The sequence below is a fragment of the Kitasatospora sp. NPDC058965 genome, from assembly GCF_042741245.1.
In the GTDB taxonomy this organism is placed as follows: Bacteria; Actinomycetota; Actinomycetes; order Streptomycetales; family Streptomycetaceae; genus Kitasatospora.
The window spans coordinates 1-15,809 of the sequence record NZ_JBHYKG010000196.1 but is presented as its reverse complement, the minus strand read 5'-3'; the positions used below and the strand labels follow the sequence as shown (position 1 = coordinate 15,809).

Sequence of the window (15,809 nt, the reverse complement as noted above, 5' to 3'; positions counted from 1 at the left end):
GCACCCCGACCGGGCTCACGCCGTCCGGCGGCGCAGCGTGGCCGCGCCCAGGGCCAGCGCCAGCGCCGCGCTGCCGAGCAGGACCAGCAGGTCCACGGCGGTCGCGCTGCCGAAGCCCGGACGGGTACTGAGCCGGTTCATCGCGTCCACCGCGTAGGAGAGCGGCAGGACGTCGGAGAGCCCGCGCAGCGCCGGGGCCATGCCGGCCCGGGGTGCGAACAGCCCGCACAGCAGCAGTTGGGGCAGCAGGAAGGCCGGCATGAACTGGACGGCCTGGAACTCGGTGGCGGCGAAGGCCGAGACGAACAGGCCCAGCGCGGTCCCGAGCAGCCCGTCCGACACCGCGACGGCCAGCAGCCCCCAGTGCGGACCCGCGGTGTGCAGCCCGAGCACCCCGACGGTCAGGCCGACGGCGAGCGCGGCCTGGACCAGCGCGACCAGGCCGAAGGCCAGCCCGTAACCGAGCAGCAGGTCGAGGCGGCCCAACGGCATGGTGAGCAGCCGCTCCAGCGTGCCGCTGGTCCGCTCGCGCAGCGTGGCGACCGCGGTGACGAGGAACATGACAGTGAGGGGGAAGGCACCGAGCATCGGCGCGCCGACGTGGTCGAAGACCTGCGGCCGGCCGTCGAAGACGTACTTGAGCAGCACGATCAGCACGCAGGGAACCACCAGCATCAGTGCAACGGTGCGCGGGTCGTGGCGCAGCTGGGCCAGCACCCGGCGGGCCGTCGCGAGGGTGCGTCGCAGGGTCATCTGCGCCCTCCGGTCCCGGTGGTGTCGGGCGCGGTGGTGTCGGGCGCGGTGGTGTCGGGCGCGGTGGTGTCGGGCGCGGTGGCGCCGGGGACGGTGGTGGAGGGGTCGGTCGAGTCCCGGCCGGCGACGAGCCGCAGGAAGGCCGAGTCGACGTCCGGCGCGCCGGTGGCGGCCAGCAGTCCGGCGGGGGAGTCGTCGGCCAGCAGCCGCCCGTCGCGCATCAGCAGCAGGCGGGTGCAGCGGGCCGCCTCGTCCATCACGTGACTGGACACCAGCAGGGTGGCCCCGTCGGCGGCCAGACGGTGGAACAGCTGCCACAGCTCCTGGCGCAGCACGGGGTCGAGGCCGACGGTGGGTTCGTCCAGGACCAGCAGCTCCGGGGCGCCGAGCAGCGCCGCGGCGAGTGAGACCCGGGCGCGCTGGCCGCCGGACAGGCGCGCCACCCGGTCGCGCTCGCGGCCGGTCAACCCCACCCGGGCGATCACCCGGGCCGGATCCGTGCGCGGCGCGCCGAGCACCGCGGCGAAGTAGCGCAGGTTCTCCAGCACGCTCAGGTCCGCGTACACGGACGGGGACTGGGTCAGGTAGCCGACCCGGTCGCGCAGCTGCGGGCTGCCGGCGGGCCGGCCGAGCACGCGGACCTCACCGGCCCCGATCCGCTGGACGCCCACGATCGCGCGCAGCAGGGTGGTCTTGCCGCAGCCGCTCGGCCCGAGCAGCCCGGTGACCGAGCCCCGGGCGATGTCCAGGTCCAGATCGTGCAGCACGTCCCGGCCGCCCCGGGCCACCCGCAGTCCGCGGATCGCCACGGCGGCGGCTCCTGTCGATGGCATGTCGCGCATCCCTGCCTCTCGCCCTGTCCACGCACCGGCCGGTGCGCGCCGGGTCCTCGTGGTGTACCCGGGCCGAGAGCCAATCAGCCGTGCGCGGCAGGCGCCAGATCCGCTCGGCCCGGGCCGGGGGGCCGGTGGTCCCCCACCGCGGACCGGCGAGGAACCGGTGGCAGGCGGTCAGTGGTCGCGCTTCTTGCGCTCGTCCACGAAGACGTGGCCGAACGGGGTGAAGCCCATCGACTCCCCGTAGCGGCCCACACCACCACGGAGCGCGAGCAGGCGCGCTGACCGGGCGTCTCCCGCCTCGCCGAAGTGGAAGACCGCGAGCTCCGCTGCCCGATCGCCGCAGGCGTAGCCGAGGGTCTTGGGCCACCTCGGGTCCGGGTCACCGAAGACCACGGAGGGCCGACCGTAGGCCTGCAGGACGTCGTCGAAGGTGCGGTCGCTCTCCGCCCAGTCCTCGGCTGTCATGACGAGGTTGGTGTACTCGCGGGTCCGCAGCGTTCGGTCGAGGCGGAGCCAGCCGCGCGCGTGAGCCGCGGCGCCGTACTCCGCGGCCACCACGTGGATCTCCGGCTCGGGATAGCAGTCGCGCAGCAATGTCGTCATGGTCAGACGCGAGTTGTCGTCCGGGATCCAGTGCGTGCCGTCGGGCCGGGCCTCGTCCTCGGCGAGGGCATCGAGGAGGAGCGGCAGGCGCGCCAGCCCGCCGTGCGACTCCGGACGCCGCACGGCGGCGTTGAACAGGTCGAGCACGCTGGTGTGTTCCGCCCCGGCGAGCGGGGCTCGACGGCGGAGCCTACGGGGGATGTTCCGCAGCGTCAGCATGCCGACCACGATGCGCCGTTGCGGTCCTGTTGTCCACCCCGTTCCCCGGGGCAGTCGATCAAGGGGGCGAAGACGGGCGATAGGCTCCGAACGAAAGGGGGAACCATGACGGAGCCACAGGTGACGGCTGCCCGGGACGAGAGATGGTGGGTGCCGGGGCTGGTCAGCACACTCCTGCTGCCCGTGTGGCTGGCCGGATTCGGGATGCTGAACGCGTTCGCCGCGCTCGCGAAGTTCGGCGACGAAGGCTGCGACGACGGCACCGGCAGCTGCATGGGGCCGGGCCACGGCACCCAGGTCACGGTGAACGCCCTCCTGGGTGCCGCCGCGCTCGTCTGCCTGGTCGGTTGGCTGCTGCCGCACCGGCGGCGGTGGCGCGCCTTCCGCTGGGTGCTGGCGGCCGTGAGCATGGTGCTGGGCGTGGTGGTGCTGTTCATCGCCGTGAGCACGCCCTCGCACTGAGCCCGCTGAGCCCGCTCTCCGTGCGCCGGGCCCGGACAGAGCCTCAGCCGTCCTGACGGGGCGTCCGATCCACCGGTGGCCCCGACGGGCGAGCCCGCCGCTGTGTCCGCGTGCGCGGCCGGCCGGGCAGGTGCACTGGCGGGCCGGATCGGCCGCTGGGTACGGTCCTGCCATGTCGGATTCAGCCGGAGACGTGGGCCAGCGCAATGCCGAGGTCGTCCGCCGCTACCTGCGGGTGTTCGAGACGAAGGAGGTCGCCGAGTTCGAGGAGCTCGTCGCCGAGGACGTCCTGGTCCACGGTGCGGGCCTGCACGGCCGGGGCCGGCACTACCCCGAGGGAGCGGTGCTGACACCGGGGCTGTCCAACTGCCGGGTGCAGGTGGACGACCTGTGCGCCGCCGGGGATCGGGTCACCGTGGCGTTCACCCTCACCTACACCCACGACCGCAGCGGCCGGGACCTCACCATGACCGGCCTCAAGTCCTACCGGCTCCGGGACGGGCGGATCGTCGAGTTCTGGGGCGAGACCGACCTGTACGGCCTGCTCCGCCAGGCCGGCCTCGTGCCCGAGCAGATCCCGCCGTTCTGACCGGACCAGGCCGGTGCCGGCCGCTCCTGGCCACGAGGGTCGTCGGGACACCGGGTGCACCTGACCCGTACGGTCCCGCCCGGCGTCAGCCCATTCCGCGTGTCAGCGCCACGGCCGCCTGGGTCAGGTCCGGGACGGTGACGGTGTCGTCCGCGTAGAGGGACAGCACCACGTCGCCGCGGCGGACCAGGAGGTTCTCCTTGCTGACGTGGCGCGCCGGGGGCGCGGTCTTGATCAGCAGTGCCTCGTCGCCGAGGCCGCTGACCGGGGTCGCCGAGACGTCCACGGTGGCGGCGCCTTCGGGGTACAGCGCGCTGAACCAGGCGCACTTCGTGGTGGTGTTCTGGCGGACCTGGTCGAGCGACTTCGCCGCGTCACCCGGGCCGTAGGCGTAGAAGGCCAGCCCGACCGGGTTGGTGCCGGAGTTCAGCGGCTCGGTCGCGGTGGCGATGCTGAGGCCGCCGGCCAGGTCCAGGTCCTTGCCCGTCAAGTAGGTGCAGCTGTCCGCGGAAACCACGGAGGGTGCGGCGGCGGTGGCGGCGGGCCCGCTGTCGCGCTCGGCCTCCGCACCCGCCGTCCACCCCGGCGGCAGCGCGGGACCCAGACCGAGCATGGCGGAGTTGGCGCTCCTGGGCAGCAGCGTCTTGAGGTAGCTGCCGGTCGTGCGGGCGCCCTGGTCCGGGGTGGCGGGTGTGGTGGTGGCCGGCGCCGGCGGCAGCGCGGACGCCGTCGCGGGCGGTGCCGCGGGCGTGGTCGGTGCGGCGCTGCTCGGGCTCGGCGGCGCGCCGGCCGAGCTCCGGGTGCCCGCGGTGCTGGAGCACCCCGCCACGGCCAGTACCAGCGCCGTCAGCGCCGTGGCCCCCACTGCAACTCGCCCACCGTGTCCCGGTCCCATGCGCAGCACCCGCCCCTTGCCTTCGCTTCCATCCGTGCCACGCCACTCCACCACACACGGCTGCGCCCCGGCAGCCGTTCCACCGAACGGCTGCGCGAGTGTGGCAGGCTGAGGCTGATCGATCGCGCTCGGACCGGGCCGTGGCGACCAGGATCTGGGGGAATGGTGCGGGGAGCCGGACTGACAAGCCGTCGAATGCTGCTCCGGGCAGTGTTGGTGGCCACGAGCCTGTCGGCCGTGGGCGGGTGCGGGCACGCCGACCCGTCGCCGAGTACCGCGGGCGCTGCCGCACCGGCCGACGGCCCCGCAGGTGGGCCCGCCACGTTCGCGTTCCGGTCCGACAAGGAGCCGATCGAGGGCCGCTTTCCCTGGCTCGCCCCGGTCCGGTCGGTGCGCTGGACGGTGTTCCCGCTGGGCGTCGCCGACCCCCGGGTGCCGGGTCCGACCGACGTCGAGCTGGACGGGGTGGCGTGGTTGACCACCGCCCAACTGACGGCGCTGCAAGGGCACCTGACGTGGCAGCGGGCGTCCCCCACCCACTACCCGCCGGGCCTGGACCCCTCACTGCAGGGCGGCACGTGGCTGCACAGCGACGAGTTCGACGCCGCCCAGCACCTGCACGACGGGCGGTTCTTCCTCGATCCGCAGCGGAGCGAGGTGTACTTCTCCGTGCTGAACCCACCGGCGGTCTCGCCCTGATGCGGCGGGCCGTCCTCACCACTCGGTGGCTGTGAAGTCGATCGGCTGCGGGCGCAGTCGGCCGGTGTGCGCGACCAGGGCGGTGAGCTGCTCGGCCATCCGCTCGGGTGCCAGGTGGCGGCGGTCGCCGTGGCCGGGCAGCACCCAGGCGAAGCGGAGCAGCGGCGCCGTGCGCGCCAGGGAGGCGGCCAACTCCTCGATCGAGTACCAGGTGACGTGTTCGGCGACGGCCAGTGCGTTCCTGCTGCGCGACCAGGAGAAGCTGTCGCCGCTGAAGCAGTACCGCTCGTCGGCGACGTAGAGCACGCTGCCCTCGGTGTGGCCGGGCAGGGGGTGTGCGACCACCCCGGCCGCGACCTCGACGGATTCGGTGCCGCGCAGCACCCGGTCGGCGTCGGGTGCCGCGGCCAGGTCGCCTTCGTGGATCCAGAGGCGGGCCCCGAACCGGTCGGCGTACCGGCGGCCGTGGGCGGCGTGGTCGCGGTGGGTGAGCAGGACGTCGGTCACCGGGCCCAAGCTCTGGTAGCGGGAGGCGAGTTCGTCCGACCAACGCGGGGTGTCGACCATCATCAGGGTGCCGCCGGGGCGTCGCAGCAGGTAGGAGTTGGCGGCGGCGGTGTGGTGCGAATTGTGGCCGCAGAGCAGGACGTTCTCGTCGAGCGCCAGCGGGAACGGGTCCGCGGCGCTGTCGAGCGGGCCGTCGGTGCGGCGGATCGACCGGGTGTGGCAGGCGAACGCCGCGGCGTTCAGCAGCGCCAGGTCGGTGGCGTCGCGCGGTTGGCGCACGACCTCGGACCGCCCGCCGACCTCCTCGACCAGCCCGGGGGCGAGTTGGCGGGCCACGTCGCAGTTGGTGCACCGGTCGTCCACGTACCAGGTGTCGGGCAAGGCTGATCCCCCCGGGGATTCGTGTGGTGTGGGAGCGGGCCGGACCGGCCGCGCTACTCCAGGAGTAGCCCGGTCCGGCGGGAAAGCGGAAGGGGGGTCGGACCTTGTGGTTCGGCGGGAGTGCTGCTCTCGCGGGCCCCTGCCGGAGGGCGCGAGCGAGGCGGTGGCACACCGATCGTGCGTGGGCTATGTTGTTCGGCGATGACTACCGGGACGGCCTTGCGCCACACACGGATTGGTGACCCGGTGCTCCGCTGAGCACCGTGCGGGCCGTTGCGGGCCCGCTGGTCCGCCGCTCGGCCCGCGCCTGCGCGCGGGCGCCTCCGTCGTCGTGTTGACCACGCGTTCGACACGTCCACCACGACCGGAGGATCCATGCCCACCACCACTGCCGTGCTGTCGATTCCCACCGCCGACGGCTCCGCCGACGCGTTCGCCGCCTTCCCCGCCGACGGTCGGCGGCACCCGGGGGTCCTGCTGTACCCGGACGCCTTCGGGCTGCGGCCCGAACTCCAGGACAAGGCCCGGCACCTGGCCGAGCTCGGCCACTACGTCCTGGTGCCCAACCTCTACTACCGGACCGGGCCGGCCCCGGTGGCCGATCTCCCCGCCCACATCAGCGAGGAGATCCGGCCCGCGGTCATCGCCCGGGTGCTGCCGCTGCTGGAGGAGCTCACCGCCGAGCGGGCGCTGCGCGATGCCGAGGCCTTCCTGGAGTTCCTCGCCGGCCGACCCGAGGCCGCCGGCGACGGCCCGGTGGCGGTGATCGGCTACTGCATCGGCGCCGCCTTCGCCCTGCGCGCCGCGGCGGCCCACCCCGACCGGGTGGCCGCCCTCGCCGGCTTCCACCCCGGCTTCCTGGTCACCGGCGGCCCCGACAGCCCGCACCGCCTGATCCCCCAGCTCACCGCGCGGGTGCACCTCGCCCTCTCCGAGGGCGGGGACATGTCGCCGAAGGCCCTCGCCGAGCTCACCGAGGCGCTGGACGCCGCGGGCGTCGACCACACCACGGAGGTGTATCCCGGCACGGTCCACGGATTCACCATGGCCGACACCGGAGCGTTCGACGCGGCTGCGCTGCAGCGGCACTGGGACCGATTGCGGGCCCTCCTCGGCCGTACGCTGGCCACGGGGTGAGGGCCGGCCGCGCAGCACGTCGGAGCAGGGGAGCAGAGCCGTGATCAGACTGCCCGAGGGATCGTGGTGGGACTGGGACGTCGTCGAGTGGAACGCGGGCCGGCTGTGCCTCGGCGCGGGTGACGACCTGACGTACCACCACGGCCTGGAGCTGGTCTTCAGCGACCCGCTCCTCGTCGTGTGCCCGGCGGCCTTCCAGGATCCGACGTTCCGCGAGCCCACTGCGGACGAAGTCCGTTCGGTGGTGCGGCAGGTGGGTGAGACACCGGCGGTGGTGGTCGCGTTCGAAGCCGATGCGGGCGGCCCCGAGCCCGCCGCCGGGCTGATCGCGGCCGGTCGGGTCGACGTGGTGCCCGGGATCGTCTTCCGTTACTGGCGAGGGGGTCTGGCCGCCGGGGAGCGTCTGGCACCGTGGGTGCGGGCGCCGGAGGCGTGAGGGTCGGCCGGGCAGCGGGAGAAGGAGGAGGCCGATGACGGGTGGTTCGGCAGGGCGGCGGGTGCCTCCGTGGGATCCGGAGCTGCGGGCGGTGCTGGCCGGTGCGGGGGAGCGGGCGCGGGAGGTGCTCACCCCGGAGGGGCTGGCGGCGTGGCAGCAGCGCGACGCCGCGGCCCGGCCCCGTCCGACGCTCGATCAGCTGCGCGACGGCGGCCGGTTCGAGGTGGCGGAGCTGCGGGTGCCGCGCGCCGACGGGGCGGGCGAGGTCACGGTGGTGAGCGCGCGGCCCGCCGGGGTGGGCGGGGCGCTACCGTTGCTGTACTACCTGCACGGCGGCGGGATGGTGTCGGGCAACGCGTGGTCCGTCCTGCCCCGGCTGTTGCGCGGGTGGGCGCTGCCGCTGGGCCTGGCGGTGCTGTCCGTGGAGTACCGCCTCGCACCGGGCACCCGGTTCCCCGGGGCGGTGGAGGACGCCTACGCCGGGCTGGTCCGGGCGGCCGAGCACGCGCGCGAGCTCGGCGTGGACGCGCGGCGCGTGGTGATCGGGGGCAAGAGCGCCGGCGGCGGGCTCGCCGCGGCGCTGGCGCTGCTGGCCCGCGACCGCGGCGGTCCGGTGCCGGCGGGCCAGTTGCTGCTGAGCCCGATGCTCGACGACCGCGGCGACACCTTCTCCAGCCACCAGATGGCCGGCCACGACACCTGGGACCGCGTCTCCAACGCCACCGCCTGGCAGGCCGTGCTGGGCAGCCGTCACGGGACTGCCGACGTGTCCCCGTACGCCGCCCCGGCCCGCGCCACCGACCTGTCCGGACTCCCCGCCGCCTACGTCGAGGTGGGCTCCGCCGAGACCTTCCGGGACGAGGCCGTCGGGTACGCCGACGCGATCTGGCGGGCCGGCGGCGAGGCCGAACTGCACGTGTGGCCCGGCGCCTGCCACGGCTTCGACACCCTCGCCCCGCACGCGGCCGTCAGCCGGGACGCCCACGCCGCCCGCACCGCCTGGCTGCGGCGCGTCCTGGCACGGTGAACCCGGCCGGTCGGCCCCGGGGACGGCGGGGCCGACCAGCCGCATCATGGCACGCACGGCACGGGTGACCCCAGGTCAGTCGTCGCTGCGGGTGCGGGCGTAGACGTGCCAGTTGTTGTCGGTGGTGCCGCCGGGGAGCAGGTTGGTGCTGTTGTCGGCGAAGACCACGGTCCGCCCGTTCGCCGACACGTACGGGACGGCGGCGGCACCGCTCTGCAGCGAGCCGTCCGCGGCCGGGCTGAGCGCCTCGGTGGCACCGGTCCGCAGGTCCTGGCGGTACAGGTCGAAGCGGGCCTGCCAGGCGTGGACGATGGTGGTGGAGCAGCCGCCGGAGAAGTAGACCCAACGGTCGTCGGCGCTGATCGCCGCGGTGGTGTCCGCCCAGCAGAGCGCTGCGGGGTCGGTCGAGGTGCGGATGCTCCGCACCTCGCCGGTCCGCAGGTCATGGACGAACAGCTCGGTGCGGGCCTTGCCGCCCGGCAGCGGGTACGTTCCGAGGGCGTAGACGGCGTAGCGGCCGTCCGGGCTGAGGCGGACGACCGGGGCGGCCGAGCCCGCGGTGCCGTCGGCGGCGAGGCCGGCCAGGGCAGTGCTGCCGCTGTGCAGATCGCGGGTGTAGAGCGTGGTGTACCGCTGTGCGCCGAGGGCGGGGGCGGCGCTCGAACCCGGCGTCGGCGGGAGCAGGTTGGTCGCTCTGGAACTGAAGCCGACGGTGCTGCCGTCCGCGCTGATCGTCGGGTTGTCCGAATCGCCGTCCGCCGCCTGTCCGTCGACGCCGACGGAGACCAGGCGGGTGCGTCCGGTGACGCGGTCGGTGGCGTAGACGTTGCGGGCGTTCGGCTGGACGGGGGCGCCCGGCACCAGGTCGGTGCGGGCCGACTCGTAGACGACGGTGCGGCCGTCGGCGCTGAGGGCGGGGTGGTAGGCGCCGATGTCGTTCTGGCCGGTGGGGTCGGGGCTGCCGACGGTGACGAGGCGGGTGCGGCCCTCGACGCGGTCGCGGACGTAGACGTTGTACGCTCCGTTGGCGGGCTGCCCGGGGGCCACACCGGCCGCACCGCTGGAGAACACGACGAACCGCCCGTCGGCGCTGATCCCGGCCGACTCGTCGAGCGCGGTCAGCGGGGTGCCGTCGTCGGCCCGGCTGACCAACTCGGTGCGCCCGCTGCGCAAGTCGCGGACGTACAGGCCGAAGCCGACCTGCGCGGCGTCCGGCACCAGGTTGGTCGCCGACGAGCTGAACAGGGCGATGCGGCCGTTCCCACTGATCCCGAGGCTCGTCGACTGCTGGTCCGCCGAGACGCCGCCCGCGCCGAGGTCGAGCTGGACGGTCGGGCCGAAGCTCTGCTCGGCCCGGGCGGGCGCGGCGCCGACGGTCACCAGCGCGACCGCCGCCAGCAGTCCGGCACCGAGCGCAAGTCGCCTGCTGTGGTGGGTCGTTCGGTAGCTGTGGTGCATGGTGGTGTGTCCTCCCCGGTGGATGGTCCGACCCACCGTTGCTCCCCATGGGTGGGCCCGGGGAGAGCCAATCCCCGGACACCGCCGACGGTCAACCGGGGTGGGGTGAACCCAGCCGCACGGCGTCGTCGGCCGCCGCGCCGGGTCCCGGCTCCACTGCGCCCGTTGGGTGACACCGCGCCGACTGCGGTGCGGGCGGTGGCGGGGGAGCCCTCGTCGCGATGACGTACCGGAGGTGGACTGCAGCAGGAAGGTGGCGCGGATATCCTGTCCGGTACCCAAGTTGACGATCAGTCAGATCCTGTCTGGGCGTTAACGAGAAGCGACGGACGCGACAGCGACCGCGGGCACGCTGGGAGGTGCGGCGGGAGCCCCGGTCCGGCCGTGGGCGGGCGAGGGCACCCGCGACCACCGGAGAACCGTCCGCACCACCTTTCCCGAACGACGCCACCCCTGCCCCCTGCGGGCAGGTGAACGGAGGAGGACACGATGCGACTCAAGCGGATCGCCGCGACCGGGGCCAGTGCCGCCCTGCTCGCCGCCGGCCTGGTGCTCGGCTCGGGCGGCGCGGCCCAGGCGGTGCCGAGCGGCTGCTACCCCTACGCGATGGGCTACGGCTGGTCGGTGAACGAGTGCGTCACCGCCGGCACCTACGGCTCCGCCGTGCAGCACATCAACGATGCCGGCGCCAGCACGGACGTCCGGATCTACCACGAGTTCTGGACCAGCTGCGGCGGCTGGCACATCATCTCGTCGAACTACGACGGCGGGGGCATCCACGCCTGGCCGGGGCACAACTACACCGACACCCGCTCCGGCGTGTGCAGTGGCTCGACGTGGGAGGCGCACTTCTGGGAGACCGAGTCGGGGCGCACGATCAGCGAGTACGAGCTCTACTTTTAGGCGGACCCTAACGTGAGCTCAAGAGAATTGCCCTGAAGGGCAGTTCTCGACAGCGGGGCTGGTCCGGGCGGTCGACCGCGACGTACGGTCGGAGATCCGACAGTTCGTCGCGGCCGACCGGCTCGGCCGAGCGACCCCCGGAAGAAGGAGCCGCCGTGGCGACCCACCGCCGTCCGAAGCAGCCGAGCCAGGCCCGGGTCGTCGTGCTCACCGCCGCTGCCGCCGCCTCGGTCGCGCTCACCGCGCAGGGTGCGTGGGCCGATCCGCAGCCCACCACCGACGACGTCAAGACGCAGGTCGACGGTCTGAACGCGCAGGCGGAGCGGGCCGCCGAGCAGTACGACGGAGCCAAGGAGAAGGCGGACGGACTGCGCGTGCAGGCCTCCCAGCTCCAGGACCAAGTGGCCCGCACCCAGGCGCAGGTGATCCAGCTGGAGGAGGGCCTGGCCGCGGTGGCCGGTCAGCAGTACCGGGAGGACGGGGTCGACCCGTCGGTGCAGCTGATGCTCGGCTCCGACCCGGACGGCTACCTCGAGCGGGCCGCGATCCAGCACCAGACCAGCATCAGCGAGGCCCAGGCGCTGAAGACGCTGCAGCAGGCCGAGCGCTCGCTGCAGCAGCAGAAGCAGGACGCCGCGGCCACCCTCGCCCAACTGGACACCACCACGACGGCGCTGAACAACGCCAAGGACCAGGCGCAGGCCAAGCTCCGCCAGTCGCAGGCGCTGCTCGACTCGCTCACCGCGAGCCAGCGGGCCGCCCTGCTGGCGGCCCAGCAGCAGGCCGAGGGCGGCGTCGCCTCGCGCGACAGCAGCCGGACCGCCCTCGCCGCCCTGCCCCAGGCGTCCGGCCAGGCGGGCGCCGCCGTACAGGCCGCGCTCAGCCGGCTCGGCGACCCCTACAAGTGGGCGGCCACCGGCCCGAACATGTTCGACTGCTCGGGCCTGATGCAGTGGTCCTACGCGCAGGCCGGCATCGCCCTGCCGCGGACCTCCCAGGAGCAGGCCTCGGTGGGCACGGCGGTGCCGGGCCTCGCCCAGGCCCAGCCCGGCGACCTGGTGATCTACAACAGCGTGGACGGCTACGAGGGCCACGTGGGCATGTACCTCGGCAACGGCGAGGTGGTGCACGCGCCGCACGCGAACGCCGTGGTGCGGATCATGCAGGCGGACGCCCTGCCCATCGCCACCATCCGGCGGGTCTGACCAGGGGTCAGGCCGTGCCGGTCGAGCTCCCGGAGGGGCCGGTGACGGCCCAGGCGGCCTCGATCATCCGGAAGATCTCGTCCACCGCGGTCTGCGGATCGGCCGCGTCGCGGGCCAGCGAGTAGGCGTCGATCACGAACCTCGCGAGGGTCCGGCAGGCCGTTGTGGTCCGTGACAGGTCCGGATCGGCGGCGATGGCCGTCGCCAGCGACTCTGCATGACGCAGCCTCATCGACTCCTCGTACTCGCGCAGTGCGGGTGATGCGTCGATCATGCGCCAGACCGGGGCGGCACTGTCCGCCGTGCAGTGTCGCACCAGGGCCTGGATCTCGCGGTGCAGCGCGGGGATGAGCGGCTCGTCCGGTGCCCGGCCGGTGACGGCCCGGGAGAGGCGTTCCTCGAAGTCCTGGTCCTGCTCGAAGACCAGGGCCTCTTTCGAGGCGAAGTGGGCGAAGACCGTGGTGACGGCGACGTCGGCTTCGGCGGCCACGTCGCGGATGCCCACCGTGTCGTACCCGCGTTCCAGGAAGAGTCGCAGGGCGGTGTCGGCGATCTTCTGGCGGGTCTCGGCCTTCTTGCGTTCGCGTCTCCCGGGCGGCACGGTCATGCCCTCACGCTATCAGATCTGAAGACGGAACCGTTGTTAAACGCTAACCGTTAGGGTTATGGTCGGCGGCATGAAGAAAGTGAGCTTCGCCGAGTTCGGCGGCCCGGACGTCCTGCGCCTCGTCGACGCCGAGGAGCCCCATGCGGGCCCCGGTCAGGTACGCATCGCCGTGCGGGCGGCAGGCGTGAACCCCGTCGACTGGAGGATCCGCGAAGGCCAGATCCTCAAGGCCCATCCGATCGAGTTGCCCTCCGGAGTCGGACAAGACGCCTCCGGGGTGGTGGACGAGGTCGGTCAGGGCGTCGAAGGCATCGAGGTCGGCGACCACGTGTTCGGCGAAGGCGCGAGCACCTATGCCGAGTTCGCCGTGCTGTCGGCCTGGGCCCGGATGCCCGAGGGACTGACCTTCGAGGAGGCGGCCGGGTACCCCTCCGTGGTGGAGACCGCGCTGCGCATCATCCGCGAGGTCGGCGTCCGGGCCGGGCAGACGCTGCTGGTCAGCGGTGCGTCCGGAGGAGTCGGATCGGCAGTGCTGCAGGTCGCCCGCGACCGCGGCATCTCGGTGATCGGCACGGGCGGAGACGCGAACCAGGACTACCTGCGCAGCCTGGGCGCCCTCGCCACGACGTACGGCGAAGGATGGGTCGAGCGGGTGCGGCAGCTCGGCGACGTCGACGCCGCCCTCGACCTGGCCGGCTCGGGCGTGATCCGCGAACTCGTCGAGCTGACCGGGGATCCGCAGCGGGTGATCTCCATCGCCGATCTCACCGCACCCGAGTGCGGTGTCCGATTCTCCGGCGTGGCCGGAAGCGTCCCGGAAGCGCTCGCCGAGGCCGTCGACCTCATCTCGCGGGGAAGGCTCCGCATCCCGGTCGAGAGGGCGTACCCGCTCGCCGACGCCATGGCGGCACACATCGACAGCCAGGCCGGCCACACGCGCGGGCGCCGGGTCCTGGTCGTCTGAAAGCGACGACGCCGGCCTCGGGACCGGTCAGCCCGGATCGCGCGGCGGCCGGCGGCCGGCGGCATCTGGGTCAGGCCCGCCGGATGCTCGAGACGTACCGCGTCCGGCTCGGGGCCCAGCAGCTCGGCGCCGCGCAAACGGTCGGTGATGCCCGCAGCCGCAAAGGTGCTGAGTCCGTCGCCGGCCCTACTCGGCGTCCTGTGCTTCGATCAGGTCGAGGTCGCGGACGCAGAAGCCGTGGTGTTCGAAGGTCTCGTTGAGCACCGTGGCGAGGCACTGCCGCACCAAGCGGCCCCGGGCGTACGGTGGCCAGACATCGTCGTCGGGTACCGGCGCTCGCGCTTCGAGCTGCGCAGCGCTGACCTCCTCGAGCCAGGCCTGCAGCTCGGCGGCCTGTGCGTCACGCACGCTCAAGATCTCCTCGAGGGCCGGATCGAGCGAGAGGTCAAGCCCGTGCGCTCCACGGTAGGGCTCGACGGTCGTCCCGATGCCCATCGGCGTGAACAGCCCCGTCGAGCCCAGGCAGCAGCGGCGGAACCACGAGTCGTGGACGAAGATCAGGTGGCGCATCGTCTGCACCGCCGACCACTCGTCGTCCACGCTGCGGCGTTCGATGCCGGGCCTACGGCGGATTCGCTCGATCGTGGCGGCCCAGCTGGCATGGAGCTGACGCGATGCCTCGCGCAGATCGGCAGGGTCGCCGGAGCGGATCAGCACCCGCACCGGATGACGCCGGTCGAGCTCTGCCTCGACGTACTCGCTGACCTCGACACCGTTGACCACGAGGTTGGCGACGAGCCCGTCGATCACGGCATCCTGCATGACGACGCCGATCAGGCGTGCCCCGCTCAGATCGCACTCGCGGAACTCCACACCGTGCAGATCCTCGTCCACATATCGCGTCATGCCCCGCATGCTAGATCCGAGCACCGACAAGCCGGCCTCCCCGCAACTGCTCGACTTCGCTGTCGACGAAATCCCACCCGCCCAAAGGTTCAGACCCGCACCCAGGCTTGCTCCGGTTCGTAGACGTCTTCGGACCCCGTGCCGAACGCCGAAGTCCAGCGCTGACGGATAATCACCCGCCAGCGATCACGCCCCCAACCAGCCCGAGCACCCCAGCCCGAACCCACACCAGCCCTCCCGACCTGCGAAATTCAGGATGAACGATCTCCTTGAGACCCCGGCCGGCGGGCATCAAAGGCCGGGTATTCCGGGCCTGTCGTGGCGGCGTTCCACTGGTGAGCTCGGGTCATCAACTGTCGCGTATGCGCAGCCGCGGGAAGCCTGGTGGTTCGTCACCTTCTGATCCTTCGTGCGGACAGCACGAGGCCCCCGGTTCCGGCGGACCGGGGGCCTTGCGCTGCCGTCGGCGCTGCCGGTTCAGTCAGCGCCGCACGCCGCAGAGGCAGAACGGGTGGCCCGCCGGGTCCGCGAAGACCCGCCAGCTGCGGTCGCCGCCGCCGTCGTCCAGCAGCTTCGCACCCCAGCCGACGACCTGCTCGTGCGCGGCGTCCAGCTCCTCCAGCGGCAGCTCCAGGTCCAGGTGGATCTGCTGCGAGCGGTCGGCCCGCGGCCACTCGGGCGCCGTGTACCCGGGCGAGTACTGGAAGGCCAGCACCATCCGGTCGCCCTGCCGGAGGGCGGACCCGTCCGCGTCGCTGATGACCTCACCGCCGAGCACGCGGGCGTAAAAACCGGCGAGCGCCTGCGGGTCGGGGCAGTCGAGGACGACCACTCCCAGAGTGGCGATGGCCATGCGTGACTCCTTAAAGCGGTACACCGGTATCGAGGTTCGTTGCCTCATCATGGCAAGCCCGCCGAACCATGGGGTCATCGCATCCCTGCAGGCCCAACACCCCTGTCGCGAGCACTGGCGAGTCGCGACGGCGCGATGCGGAGATTTGCTGAGTGACCCTCAGGCCCATTCCCCAGCTACTCGTGCTCCCCGCTCTGCTCTGCTCGCTCGTCTGGCTGTCCGGTGTCCGGAGGTCGCCAAGCGGCGCCCGTTGAAGCGCCTCGCGTTTCCGAACAGCGAGCTGTCCTTCACCACCGGTGCGACTCCCGGGCAAGGCGGGCCGGCAGTGACCCACCGGGGCCGGCCCTCAGCCGGCCCCGGTGGGTC

General features: G+C 73.1%; 18 protein-coding genes. 9 read left to right on the top strand and 9 right to left on the bottom strand.

What is annotated here, in order from left to right:
* Positions 1-15 precede the first annotated feature (15 nt).
* From ACFW1A_RS27165 to ACFW1A_RS27155, 3 genes are all read right to left on the bottom strand, one after another.
* On the bottom strand, positions 16-753 hold the full coding sequence (locus tag ACFW1A_RS27165) for an ABC transporter permease (RefSeq protein WP_380412970.1): 738 nt from the start codon (positions 751-753) through the stop codon (positions 16-18).
* Entirely contained in the window at positions 750-1,586 is an 837-nt protein-coding gene (locus ACFW1A_RS27160; protein ID WP_380412967.1) for an ABC transporter ATP-binding protein, read from the bottom strand. The genes ACFW1A_RS27165 and ACFW1A_RS27160 overlap by 4 nt, the downstream gene beginning before the upstream one ends.
* A 177-nt stretch (positions 1,587-1,763) precedes the next feature.
* Positions 1,764-2,414 (bottom strand): hypothetical protein, encoded by a 651-nt coding sequence (locus ACFW1A_RS27155; protein WP_380412964.1) that lies wholly within the window; start codon positions 2,412-2,414, stop codon positions 1,764-1,766.
* A 105-nt stretch (positions 2,415-2,519) separates the two neighbouring features.
* Here ACFW1A_RS27155 and ACFW1A_RS27150 point away from each other — a divergent pair, with 105 nt between their 5' ends.
* On the top strand, positions 2,520-2,876 hold the full coding sequence (locus ACFW1A_RS27150) for a hypothetical protein (protein ID WP_380412961.1): 357 nt from the start codon (positions 2,520-2,522) through the stop codon (positions 2,874-2,876).
* A gap of 172 nt (positions 2,877-3,048) precedes the next feature.
* Complete coding sequence (locus ACFW1A_RS27145) at positions 3,049-3,465, top strand: ester cyclase (RefSeq protein ID WP_380412958.1); 417 nt, start codon at positions 3,049-3,051, stop codon at positions 3,463-3,465.
* An 85-nt stretch (positions 3,466-3,550) separates the two neighbouring features.
* Here the strand turns inward: ACFW1A_RS27145 and ACFW1A_RS27140 are convergent, their stop codons facing one another.
* A complete protein-coding gene (locus ACFW1A_RS27140) occupies positions 3,551-4,330 on the bottom strand; it encodes a hypothetical protein (RefSeq protein ID WP_380412955.1) in 780 nt (259 codons plus the stop codon).
* Positions 4,331-4,576: 246 nt separating this feature from the next.
* Between ACFW1A_RS27140 and ACFW1A_RS27135 the strand changes: the two genes are divergently transcribed.
* The gene (locus tag ACFW1A_RS27135) at positions 4,577-5,059 is read left to right on the top strand and encodes a hypothetical protein (protein ID WP_380412953.1); all 483 of its coding nucleotides are present in this window, start codon (positions 4,577-4,579) and stop codon (positions 5,057-5,059) included.
* 15 nt (positions 5,060-5,074) lie between these two features.
* Here the strand turns inward: ACFW1A_RS27135 and ACFW1A_RS27130 are convergent, their stop codons facing one another.
* Entirely contained in the window at positions 5,075-5,947 is an 873-nt protein-coding gene (locus ACFW1A_RS27130; RefSeq protein WP_380412951.1) for an MBL fold metallo-hydrolase, read from the bottom strand.
* Between the two features lie 375 nt (positions 5,948-6,322).
* On the opposite strand from ACFW1A_RS27130, the gene ACFW1A_RS27125 reads away from it, so the two are divergent.
* From ACFW1A_RS27125 to ACFW1A_RS27115, 3 genes are read left to right on the top strand one after another with little or no spacing between them, the layout of a single operon-like run.
* A complete protein-coding gene (locus ACFW1A_RS27125; RefSeq protein WP_380412949.1) occupies positions 6,323-7,084 on the top strand; it encodes a dienelactone hydrolase family protein in 762 nt (253 codons plus the stop codon).
* Positions 7,085-7,124: 40 nt separating this feature from the next.
* Positions 7,125-7,520, top strand: a complete 396-nt coding sequence (locus tag ACFW1A_RS27120; protein ID WP_380412947.1) for a hypothetical protein — start codon at positions 7,125-7,127, stop codon at positions 7,518-7,520.
* 34 nt (positions 7,521-7,554) lie between these two features.
* Positions 7,555-8,547 carry an alpha/beta hydrolase gene (locus ACFW1A_RS27115; RefSeq protein WP_380412945.1) on the top strand — a complete coding sequence of 331 codons (993 nt, stop codon included), beginning with the start codon at positions 7,555-7,557 and terminating at the stop codon, positions 8,545-8,547.
* 75 nt (positions 8,548-8,622) lie between these two features.
* Here the strand turns inward: ACFW1A_RS27115 and ACFW1A_RS27110 are convergent, their stop codons facing one another.
* Positions 8,623-10,005 carry a TolB family protein gene (locus tag ACFW1A_RS27110; protein WP_380412943.1) on the bottom strand — a complete coding sequence of 461 codons (1,383 nt, stop codon included), beginning with the start codon at positions 10,003-10,005 and terminating at the stop codon, positions 8,623-8,625.
* Between the two features lie 489 nt (positions 10,006-10,494).
* Here ACFW1A_RS27110 and ACFW1A_RS27105 point away from each other — a divergent pair, with 489 nt between their 5' ends.
* Both ACFW1A_RS27105 and ACFW1A_RS27100 read left to right on the top strand, forming a co-directional pair.
* On the top strand, positions 10,495-10,908 hold the full coding sequence (locus ACFW1A_RS27105; RefSeq protein WP_380412941.1) for a hypothetical protein: 414 nt from the start codon (positions 10,495-10,497) through the stop codon (positions 10,906-10,908).
* 155 nt (positions 10,909-11,063) lie between these two features.
* The gene (locus tag ACFW1A_RS27100) at positions 11,064-12,113 is read left to right on the top strand and encodes an NlpC/P60 family protein (protein ID WP_380412939.1); all 1,050 of its coding nucleotides are present in this window, start codon (positions 11,064-11,066) and stop codon (positions 12,111-12,113) included.
* Positions 12,114-12,120: 7 nt separating this feature from the next.
* Here ACFW1A_RS27100 and ACFW1A_RS27095 read toward each other — a convergent pair whose 3' ends face one another.
* Complete coding sequence (locus tag ACFW1A_RS27095) at positions 12,121-12,720, bottom strand: TetR/AcrR family transcriptional regulator (RefSeq protein ID WP_380412937.1); 600 nt, start codon at positions 12,718-12,720, stop codon at positions 12,121-12,123.
* Between the two features lie 70 nt (positions 12,721-12,790).
* On the opposite strand from ACFW1A_RS27095, the gene ACFW1A_RS27090 reads away from it, so the two are divergent.
* Positions 12,791-13,684 carry an NADP-dependent oxidoreductase gene (locus ACFW1A_RS27090; RefSeq protein ID WP_380412935.1) on the top strand — a complete coding sequence of 298 codons (894 nt, stop codon included), beginning with the start codon at positions 12,791-12,793 and terminating at the stop codon, positions 13,682-13,684.
* Positions 13,685-13,870: 186 nt separating this feature from the next.
* Here the strand turns inward: ACFW1A_RS27090 and ACFW1A_RS27085 are convergent, their stop codons facing one another.
* Both ACFW1A_RS27085 and ACFW1A_RS27080 read right to left on the bottom strand, forming a co-directional pair.
* Positions 13,871-14,590: a DinB family protein gene (locus ACFW1A_RS27085; protein ID WP_380412933.1), complete on the bottom strand. Its 720-nt coding sequence runs from the start codon at positions 14,588-14,590 to the stop codon at positions 13,871-13,873.
* Between the two features lie 481 nt (positions 14,591-15,071).
* The gene (locus tag ACFW1A_RS27080) at positions 15,072-15,443 is read right to left on the bottom strand and encodes a VOC family protein (RefSeq protein WP_380412930.1); all 372 of its coding nucleotides are present in this window, start codon (positions 15,441-15,443) and stop codon (positions 15,072-15,074) included.
* Between the last annotated feature and the right edge of the window lie 366 nt (positions 15,444-15,809).

Excerpts from the sequence above, each read along its gene's own strand:
- ACFW1A_RS27165 (WP_380412970.1), bottom strand. The coding sequence starts at position 753 with ATGACCCTGCGACGCACCCTCGCGACGGCCCGCCGGGTGCTGGCCCAG.
- ACFW1A_RS27160 (WP_380412967.1), bottom strand. The coding sequence starts at position 1,586 with ATGCCATCGACAGGAGCCGCCGCCGTGGCGATCCGCGGACTGCGGGTG.
- ACFW1A_RS27155 (WP_380412964.1), bottom strand. The coding sequence starts at position 2,414 with ATGCTGACGCTGCGGAACATCCCCCGTAGGCTCCGCCGTCGAGCCCCG.
- ACFW1A_RS27150 (WP_380412961.1), top strand. The coding sequence starts at position 2,520 with ATGACGGAGCCACAGGTGACGGCTGCCCGGGACGAGAGATGGTGGGTG.
- ACFW1A_RS27145 (WP_380412958.1), top strand. The coding sequence starts at position 3,049 with ATGTCGGATTCAGCCGGAGACGTGGGCCAGCGCAATGCCGAGGTCGTC.
- ACFW1A_RS27125 (WP_380412949.1), top strand. The coding sequence starts at position 6,323 with ATGCCCACCACCACTGCCGTGCTGTCGATTCCCACCGCCGACGGCTCC.
- ACFW1A_RS27115 (WP_380412945.1), top strand. The coding sequence starts at position 7,555 with ATGACGGGTGGTTCGGCAGGGCGGCGGGTGCCTCCGTGGGATCCGGAG.
- ACFW1A_RS27110 (WP_380412943.1), bottom strand. The coding sequence starts at position 10,005 with ATGCACCACAGCTACCGAACGACCCACCACAGCAGGCGACTTGCGCTC.
- ACFW1A_RS27105 (WP_380412941.1), top strand. The coding sequence starts at position 10,495 with ATGCGACTCAAGCGGATCGCCGCGACCGGGGCCAGTGCCGCCCTGCTC.
- ACFW1A_RS27095 (WP_380412937.1), bottom strand. The coding sequence starts at position 12,720 with ATGACCGTGCCGCCCGGGAGACGCGAACGCAAGAAGGCCGAGACCCGC.
- ACFW1A_RS27090 (WP_380412935.1), top strand. The coding sequence starts at position 12,791 with ATGAAGAAAGTGAGCTTCGCCGAGTTCGGCGGCCCGGACGTCCTGCGC.
- ACFW1A_RS27085 (WP_380412933.1), bottom strand. The coding sequence starts at position 14,590 with ATGACGCGATATGTGGACGAGGATCTGCACGGTGTGGAGTTCCGCGAG.
- ACFW1A_RS27080 (WP_380412930.1), bottom strand. The coding sequence starts at position 15,443 with ATGGCCATCGCCACTCTGGGAGTGGTCGTCCTCGACTGCCCCGACCCG.